1 protein-coding gene is annotated in these 1,056 nt (G+C 43.3%); it reads left to right on the forward strand.

What is annotated here, in order from left to right; translation table 11 throughout:
- Nucleotides 1-1,034, forward strand: a 1,034-nt coding sequence (locus R7040_RS24810; RefSeq protein WP_318097325.1) for a GGDEF domain-containing protein, incomplete at its 5' end; no start/stop codon positions are given.
- Between the last annotated feature and the right edge of the window lie 22 nt (nt 1,035-1,056).

Below are 1,056 nucleotides of genomic sequence, written 5' to 3' on the forward strand. Positions count from 1 at the left end.
CCGTCAAATACATTAACAAAGCGCTCGGTTTGGGCGAGCGATACGAAAACAACCATTTGCAAACCGAGGGGCATTTAGCCGCTGGTTTTGCTTATCTGAAAAATGACGCGCCAGAAAAGGCGATCGAGCACGGTAAAGAAGCGTTCACACTAGCAATGGAAAACTCAAGGCCATTGCTACAAGCGAGAGCGCAACTGTTGCTGTCCAATGCTTACCAAGAACTTGGGGATTACAAAGCGGCGCTAAGTCACTATGAAGCGTATTCAACATTGGAACTAGATAACCGAGATACTAGCAACATCAAGGCAATGGAAGCTCTCGACCTCACCAAAAATGAGTACGAATACGAACTGCAACTGATCAAACTTGCGAACGAGCGGAATTTAAAGCAGAGCGAGTTTGAAAAGCTTACAGATCAAAAACGCGCGTACAATTTTGTGGTTGCCTGCTTAGTGCTTCTTTTGGTGTTGGCAATAATGGCTCAGCGACAAACTCGAAATAAAGCACGGATAGACAGTTTAACGTGTGCCTTAAACAGAACCGCGATCATTGAAACCATCAAAAGCCAAACCTCGAAAACTCATCAAGAGATGCGATATGTTCTGGCTTTAATTGACTTAGATAACTTTAAAGCCATCAATGATACCTACGGCCACCCTACAGGCGATTTGGTTTTGAAACACGTTTGTCAAAGCATCCGCGTAAAACTCAACAAAGGTGAATACATCGGGCGTTTAGGTGGAGAGGAATTTGTTCTTTTACTCAAAAACGTTGATGAAATTGATGTACCGTTCCGAGTTCAAAGCTTGCATAAAACCATTTCGGAAAAGCAAATCAAAACGGAAAGAAATGAAGACCTTCGTGTAACGGCAAGCTTGGCCTACCTATCGACATCAATGCCACTCACCAACTTCGATGAGCTGTACTCGATATTAGACCAAGCTTTGTATCAGGCTAAGAGAAATGGCAAGAACGCGGTTGTTGATGCGTACAATGAGCCAATTAACCTGAATTCAGAATTTGCAAATTCGTGAAGGTCTGTTTACAGACCTTCTG

This window comes from Vibrio sp. 1069 (genome assembly GCF_033340555.1).